7 protein-coding genes and 1 tRNA gene are annotated in these 7,756 nt (G+C 47.2%); all 8 read right to left on the reverse strand.

Annotated features, from left to right (window positions below; translation table 11 throughout):
- Positions 1-9 precede the first annotated feature (9 nt).
- Positions 10-1,146 carry a tRNA guanosine(34) transglycosylase Tgt gene (tgt, locus tag AC3WQ3_RS07840; RefSeq protein WP_095289474.1) on the reverse strand — a complete coding sequence of 379 codons (1,137 nt, stop codon included), beginning with the start codon at positions 1,144-1,146 and terminating at the stop codon, positions 10-12.
- Positions 1,147-1,199: 53 nt separating this feature from the next.
- A complete protein-coding gene (queA, locus tag AC3WQ3_RS07845; protein WP_336780259.1) occupies positions 1,200-2,228 on the reverse strand; it encodes a tRNA preQ1(34) S-adenosylmethionine ribosyltransferase-isomerase QueA in 1,029 nt (342 codons plus the stop codon).
- A 7-nt stretch (positions 2,229-2,235) separates the two neighbouring features.
- A complete protein-coding gene (locus AC3WQ3_RS07850; protein ID WP_492471919.1) occupies positions 2,236-4,320 on the reverse strand; it encodes a SpoIID/LytB domain-containing protein in 2,085 nt (694 codons plus the stop codon).
- Between the two features lie 93 nt (positions 4,321-4,413).
- Positions 4,414-5,424: a Holliday junction branch migration DNA helicase RuvB gene (gene ruvB, locus AC3WQ3_RS07855; protein WP_095289471.1), complete on the reverse strand. Its 1,011-nt coding sequence runs from the start codon at positions 5,422-5,424 to the stop codon at positions 4,414-4,416.
- Positions 5,425-5,478: 54 nt separating this feature from the next.
- Positions 5,479-6,093 (reverse strand): Holliday junction branch migration protein RuvA, encoded by a 615-nt coding sequence (gene ruvA / locus AC3WQ3_RS07860; RefSeq protein ID WP_095289470.1) that lies wholly within the window; start codon positions 6,091-6,093, stop codon positions 5,479-5,481.
- On the reverse strand, positions 6,090-6,593 hold the full coding sequence (gene ruvC, locus AC3WQ3_RS07865) for a crossover junction endodeoxyribonuclease RuvC (protein WP_056701196.1): 504 nt from the start codon (positions 6,591-6,593) through the stop codon (positions 6,090-6,092). Before ruvC ends, ruvA begins: the two co-directional genes overlap by 4 nt.
- A gap of 239 nt (positions 6,594-6,832) precedes the next feature.
- Positions 6,833-7,525, reverse strand: coding sequence for a BofC C-terminal domain-containing protein (locus AC3WQ3_RS07870; RefSeq protein WP_336780257.1), 693 nt, complete (start codon positions 7,523-7,525; stop codon positions 6,833-6,835).
- 155 nt (positions 7,526-7,680) lie between these two features.
- Positions 7,681-7,754, reverse strand: a tRNA-Pro gene (locus AC3WQ3_RS07875).
- Positions 7,755-7,756 lie beyond the last annotated feature (2 nt).

Here is a 7,756-nt window from a genome sequence, read left to right on the forward strand (position 1 = left end):
AAAACCTGATCAGAAACCTTTGTCGTTGTCATGAAGACCATATTGATCGAAAAATTCATCACGGAAATCAAGCAAACGATCTTCCATTATGGCTTTGCGCACATTGCGCATCAAATTCTGCAAGAAATGAAGATTATGAATGGTCGTCAAACGCAAGCCAAATGTTTCATCCGCTTTGATCAAATGACGCAGGTAAGCTCTGGAGTAGTTACGACAAGTGTAGCAATCGCATTCAGGATCCAGTGGACCAAAATCGGTTGCAAACTTGGCGTTACGAACAACGAGTCGTCCCTGACTTGTCATTGTTGTTCCGTTACGGGCAATCCGGGTAGGCAGGACACAGTCGAACATGTCCACTCCACGAATCGATCCCTCAATCAATGCATCGGGCGAACCTACTCCCATCAAATAACGTGGTTTATTGGAAGGTAACAGCGGTACTGTGTAATCCAATACGCCATACATCAAATGTTTCGGCTCTCCAACACTCAGTCCACCAATAGCATACCCCGGGAAATCCATGGAAGTCAAATCTGCGGCGCTCTGACGGCGCAAATCCTCGTGCATGCCTCCCTGTACGATGGCAAACAGGCCTTGATCATGCGGACGAGCATGACTTTCGAGGCAGCGTTCCGCCCAGCGGCTCGTTCTTTCGAGTGATTTTTTTACATATTCATATTCAGCCGGATACGGAGGACATTCATCGAATGCCATCATAATATCGGAGCCGAGCGCGTTCTGAACTTCCATGGCCACCTCAGGTGAAAGAAACTTTTTGTCTCCATTCAGGTGGGAACGGAAGTGAACGCCTTCTTCTGTAATTTTGCGCATCTCACTGAGGGAGAATACCTGAAAACCGCCGCTGTCCGTCAGAATCGGCCGATCCCAGTTCATGAACTTGTGCAGACCACCAGCCTGGCGAACAATCTCATGTCCTGGTCTGAGGAACAGGTGATAGGTATTGCTCAGAATAATCTGCGCATCCATCTCCTTCAACTCTTCAGGACTCATCGTTTTTACAGTCGCCTGTGTACCAACAGGCATAAAGGTTGGTGTCTCGATAATGCCATGCGGTGTATGTACACGTCCCAGACGCGCACCGGATTGTTTACATGTTTTGATATGTTCATACGTAATTGCTGCCATTGGTTTTAATCATCCTCTAAAATTAATCGTTAGCTTCAGTATGCCTTTGTGAATCAATAGATTAACATGGCATCGCCAAAACTGAAAAAGCGGTATTTCTCTTGAATCGCCTGCTCATATGCATGCATGATATGTTCTCTGCCTGCTAGTGCACTAACTAACATAACAAGAGTCGATTTCGGCAAATGAAAGTTTGTAAGCATGCCATCTATAACTTTGAAGGTGTAACCTGGGTAGATAAAGATTTTGGTCCAGCCGCTGCTCTCCTGAAGAACCCCATCTTCGAACTTGCTGCCTACCGTTTCAAGCGTTCGACAGCTCGTCGTTCCTACTGCAAATACACGGTTACCACGTTTCTTCGTTTCGTTAATCAGGTCCGCCGTTTCTTGAGACATCGAGTAATACTCTTCGTGCATCTCATGCTCTTCCACAACATCAACAGACATTGGGCGGAATGTTCCGAGACCAACATGAAGCGTAATGAAAGTAACATTGACGCCTTTGGCACGGATCTGATCCAGCAGCTCATCCGTAAAATGCAGCCCAGCTGTTGGAGCCGCTGCTGATCCTTCGTGCTTTGCATACACCGTCTGGTATCTTTCACGATCATCCAGAGTCTCTTTAATATAAGGAGGCAGTGGCATCTCGCCCAAACGATCCAGGATCTCCTGGAAGATTCCATTATAGGAGAATGTAAGCGTCCGTGCACCCATTTCGCCTTCTTCATCAATTACAGCCTTAAGCTCATCACCGAATACAATAACTGAACCGGCTTTCAGCCTCTTCCCTGGTTTGACAAGAGCTTCCCAGCGGTCACCTTCCACATTTTTCAGCAAAAGCACCTCTGCTTTGGCTCCGGTATCTTCTTTTGTACCGAACAGTCTCGCTGGCAATACCCGCGTGTCATTCAATACCAAAGTGTCTCCAGGCTCTAGAAAATTGATGATATCCGGGAACGAGCGATGGTTAACCTCACCGTTCTTCTTGTTCAATGTCAGCAGCCGCGATGCCGTACGATCAAGCAAAGGCGTCTGTGCAATCAACTGCTCTGGTAATTCAAAATCATATAAGTTCACATTCATTTTCAATTCATTCCTTAACAATAGTCGCATTTTGATAATAGTGTTTCAATATTGTCTGGTAATCATACCCTTCATCTGCCATCCCTTTGGCACCCCATTGAGACAAGCCCAATCCGTGACCATTACCTTGGCCGATAAACATGAAGGTTTGACCCTGAGTTACTGCTCTGGCTTGACCATCACCGCTCATAACGACAAGAGCATTACCGGATGATGTTCCCGTTCCGGAAGCGGACAACACAGCAGCACCTTTTGATCCGGTTTTGCTTGAGGTTTGCCCGTCAGCGCCTAATACAGTATAACTTCCGGTCCCTGCAATATCAAATAAAGTACTCGGCAACCCTCCAAGTGCAGAACGATATGTATCTGCATATTTGACTGTCAAAGGTTGTCCATTCGCACTCACTTCAAGAGCTCTTCCTGAAGGTCCACGCTTGGTGATTTCCAAGGTAGAGATGGATGCCGGAACTGTGGTCGTTGTTTTTCCTTGTAACGCTTTAACCAACGCTGCAGAGGTAAATGGTCCTCTTACCCACGCGTAATCATTGGATTGAGCCACTTTCGCCAAAACAACAGCCTCGGTGCCCGGGTTCATTTTGGCCACAGGTTCAACCGTGGATTGAATCAGTGGAATGGGGCGTACGTTGGTATTTTGGGCAGTGACTGTGACTTTAAACAATCCTGCTTCTGTTTTAGTCGTCAATTCTTTTACATTATCCTCACGGATGTATCCACTAACCCCTGAGCTTAGCAGTACATGGTACCATGTGTGTAAACCTGCCTGAGCCGACGCATCTCCAGGGCTGTCCACATTACTGAATACGCCTGCTCCCCCGTTCCATACTTCGGATGGGTGAGCCGTTTGGCCCCCAGCATTGGAAGAGAACACAGCTTCAACGATTTTACCGCCGCTTTTGATGACTTCACCTGCTGTTGCATCTACTGCACTGGTTACTTTATCGTTCTCCGAGCCTATTCCGTTATACGCTTGGCTGAGTGTCGTATCCACAACATTGGCGATTTTGAATCGCTCTCCCTGTTGAAGAGCATAAGACCGAGCTGCGACGGCCTGAACTTTCAGAGCCTCTGCCGGCCAGGATGAATATACTTCAGCTCCTACAACCGAGTATAGATACTGCTCAAGCGGGACAACGTTGACCAAAGCCAAATCTCCGCCAACGATACTAACTTCCATGTCCCCGCGGTATGTCCGTGCGGAACGCTCCAACACTTTAATCCCACTTCCATCACCCTGCACATAAGCTTTTGCTTCACTGCCTGCAATTGTGTAATGTGGAGCAGTTTTCAGTGTATCTGTGCTGAGTCCCGCATCCTGTCGGATCATGAGCACATTGCTGTCAGATACTGGCGTCAAGCTCACGCCCGGCACCTTGACTTCCACCGTTTTTTTCAATGCTGCAAGTTCGGCCTCCGTTACCGCTTCCCCGACCCATACTGAATATCCTTGAGCCCCGCCACTGAGCTGCAATACGGTAATAGCATTGACTCCAGCGGCTAAGAGCGATCCCTGTGCAGCCTCCGCTTCCTGAAGCGAACTGTAGCTCCCTGCAGACAAGTGTTTGTTTCCAGTTACCACTGGTTTTTGACCGCCGAGCCCGGCTGCTGCCACCTTTTGCACTCGTGCAACGGCTTGTGTAGCCAAAGCCTCTGTCGCATAATTTCCTGTGTATAGTTGATACGTGGCCTTACCGCTCAGCGTCGTTGTGAACAGCAATGGTTTATCACTGGTCGCCTGCAACAATTTTGCTGCGGCTGCAGCAGTCTTGAAGTCCCCGGTTTCCAGCACTTTCACGCGGAAGCCATCTGCACTGAAGCGAATTTGACCAGCAGGAAGTGTAACTCCTGCCCCACTCTCTGATCCAATGCTCCATTTACCGGTTGATTCAAGTGTAATGAGAGGGGTTGTTGACTTATATGTGCTCCCCAGATTCGCAAACATGGCTACCCGAATCATCTGCCCGTTACTCTCAGCAGCAAAAGCGGGCACTTGCAGACATCCCACTGTTAAGAGAGCAGCAGCCAGTACCTTTAACCGCCGACTCCACTTCTTCTTTTGTAATGCTTTCCCCACGTTCAAACTCCTCTCCATGCTGTTTCTACACGTTATATCGGGAAGTTTTCATAAAAACTTCAATTTGGTTTGTTAAGAACTACAGAGCCTGGTTTACTTTCCGTCCCTCGGTGGTATAGGCAAGCCAAGATGATGATAAGCCAGATCCGTAACAACCCTGCCTCTTGGTGTACGCTGAATCATCCCGATTTGCAAAAGATAAGGCTCATAGACATCCTCAATCGTCTGACTTTCTTCACCAATCGTAGCTGCTATCGTATCCAGTCCAACGGGTCCTCCGCGGAAACTGTTAATCATGGATGTAAGCATCTTGTGATCAATCTCGTCCAAGCCGCGCGGGTCAATCTGAAGTCGTTTCAACGCTTCTTCAGCCAGTGCCTGGGTAATGATTCCATCGCCCCTTACCTGGGCAAAGTCACGTACCCGTTTTAGCAAACGATTGGCAATTCGCGGTGTCCCGCGTGATCGGAGAGCAATCTCTTCTGCAGCATCGCCAACAATTTCGACGCCCAAAATTTCCGTAGATCGTGAGACGATATAAGCGAGCTCATCCACGGTATAAAACTCCAACCGACTGATTACACCAAACCGGTCTCGAAGTGGTGCAGACAGCAATCCAGCGCGTGTTGTAGCCCCAATCAAGGTGAATGGTGGAAGGTCCAATCGCACGGAACGCGCACTTGGACCTTTTCCGATCATAATATCAAGGGCAGAGTCCTCCATGGCTGGGTACATTACTTCTTCAACGGTACGATGCAGACGATGAATTTCGTCAATAAACAGAACATCGCCTTCCTGCAGATTCGTCAGCAGTGCAGCCAGATCACCCGGTCGTTCAATCGCCGGTCCCGATGTGGTACGCAAGTTTACGCCCAATTCGTTGGCAACAATATTGGCAAGTGTCGTTTTACCAAGTCCTGGTGGACCGTAAAGCAGCACATGATCCAATGCTTCATTTCGTAATTTGGCAGCTTCAATATATATTTTCAAATTTTCCTTGACCTTGTTTTGCCCGATATATTCATTCAGATACCGGGGACGGAGACTCAGCTCAACATTCTGATCCTCCATCATCAGGTTAGCGGAAATAATCCGGTCATCCATGTTCATCCCTACCTTTTTTTGTGCGGGCTACTGCCATTATATATGCAAATTCAACTATCCGGTAAACAGCATTTGCAGCGCACGTTTCATCAACACATCAACAGAATCAGCCGATGTAACATCCTTTTTCAATTTCAACCACACTTTATCTAGCTCACTGTCTGTATAACCGAGAGCCTTCAAACCGTCCCGAGCCTCATCCCAGGCCGATCCACTTCCCGCTTCTTCAGAAGGTGGGGCAAACAAGCCTGTAGCATAAGCCGCTGCTCCAAACCCGTCCAGCTTGTCTTTCAGATCCAAAATCATGCGCTGTGCTGTCTTTTTGCCGATACCCGGCAGCTTCGTCAGGAACGTCAGGTTCTCCTGGTAGATCGCTGTAACGACATGGTCTGGCGTACCACCGGCCAGTATACCCAGTGCCACCTTTGGCCCGATACCAGATACTTCAATTAGTTTGCGGAACAAACGCTGTTCTTCCCGTGTAACAAACCCAAATAGCAGCATCGCGTCTTCACGCACATGATGATGAGTATACACCGTGATCTCGCCTTCCTGCTTCGCAAACGCAAACGGATTGGGACAGAATACGCGGTATCCCACGCCATGAACATCCAGCACAATATATTCATTCTCTACATGTACGAACTGTCCTCTTAGAAAATCAATCATTTTCGCAATACCTCATTCAACTTGGAATTTAATGTATATGAGTGCGCGTGACATACAGCCACAGCCAGAGCATCCGCTACGTCATCCGGCTTCGGTATAGCCTGCAAACGCAGAAACATTTTGACCATTTCCTGTACCTGCCGCTTTTCTGCCTTACCATATCCTACAATAGCCTGTTTAATCTGCATTGGAGTATACTCCGCTATAGGCAATCCCTTCTGAGCAGCAGCAAGCACCATGACGCCTCTTGCCTGACTGACAGACATCGCTGTAGTTACATTCCTGTTAAAGAAAAGTTTCTCCAGTGCTACTGCATCCGGTTTATATTTATCGATCAACTGCACCATGCCTTCATACACGTGAAGCAGCCGTTCTTCTTCAGGTGTATGGGCTTCAGTCTGAATGCAGCCATATTGTACGGGTACCACTTTACTACCGATCTTATCCACAAATCCAAAACCGACAATCGCAATCCCCGGATCTATTCCCAAAAAACGCAAAACCATCTCTCCCTTACAATAAAGCGAACATATGTATCGTTCATTTCATTATAACAAAAGATAGACCCTGCGACAGGAAAAACTTTGTCTAATCTCAGGAGTGCATGGTTCGGCATCATACTGGCTTTTCTGCACGATATGCTTGTCCTTGTCGACTGGTTATTTTTACTACGACAAAAAGGACATCTCTCGATGTCCCATGATTACCTCTCAGTATGACCACTTTGGATGTTATCCATTTATCCGCCATTTCGAAGCTCTTCTTTATGTGGTCCATCAATGGCATAATCACTAAAAGTCGAAATCACGCTGTTATATTCATCCTTGTCTTGTACACGGATACCTTGCTGTAGCTGCTCCAGTACCCCTTCAGGCAAAGAACTCTCCAGCGATCCGACGTCCATTTGAAAAAAAGTGCGAATTACTTTTTCTTCTGCAGGTCGACCTTCGTAAAGATTAAGATTACCAACCGCATCCACGCTAATATATGCCTGTTCCTTGCATAGCGGAGATAGATCATCCACTTGTTTTTTAATTTGCAATGTATCAGTAGTCACTACCTCAGCCTCCCACTCCGGATGCTGTTGAAGTAACACTTTTAATTGAGGTAGGGCCATTTTCCCCAATTGTTCCGTTTCAATTCCGCAAATATAATGCGTCTCCATAACCACAGAAGTTAAACGATCCGTCTCGGACCCAAGCCGTCCCAATATACTTTGTACCTCTTCTTCGGAACGTTCTTCCGTGACTGGAGCCATAGCCGTAGTGGCCTCACTGAAGTTAGTGGTTAACAACCGCTCAATGTGAGATGAAATCGACAACCCGCTGTATGCCAGGATAGTAATAGCCACCAATGAGGCAGCCATCCATGTCGTTCGTTTCCAACGCCGCCATCGTCTTTTAAACTGTTTTCTGAATTTAAACGTGTTCACATGAACCCCTTCTATCACTTTTTTAAACCTAGTGTGACCGAAAGGGTTATGCTTTATGCAAAATTAACCCAATGTGAAAAGCCAAAGTACTTTCCTCATTATTTTAGAAAACATAAAAGTGGACTATCTATAGTAAGATAGTCCACTTCTTAAGATCGGGATGACACGATTTGAACATGCGACCCCCTGGTCCCAAACCAGGTGCTCTACCAAGCTGAGCTACATCCCGTT

Source organism: Paenibacillus sp. FW104-T2 (genome assembly GCF_058789975.1).

Excerpts from the sequence above, each read along its gene's own strand:
- tgt (WP_095289474.1), bottom strand. The coding sequence starts at position 1,146 with ATGGCAGCAATTACGTATGAACATATCAAAACATGTAAACAATCCGGT.
- queA (WP_336780259.1), bottom strand. The coding sequence starts at position 2,228 with ATGAATGTGAACTTATATGATTTTGAATTACCAGAGCAGTTGATTGCA.
- ruvB (WP_095289471.1), bottom strand. The coding sequence starts at position 5,424 with ATGGATGACCGGATTATTTCCGCTAACCTGATGATGGAGGATCAGAAT.
- ruvA (WP_095289470.1), bottom strand. The coding sequence starts at position 6,093 with ATGATTGATTTTCTAAGAGGACAGTTCGTACATGTAGAGAATGAATAT.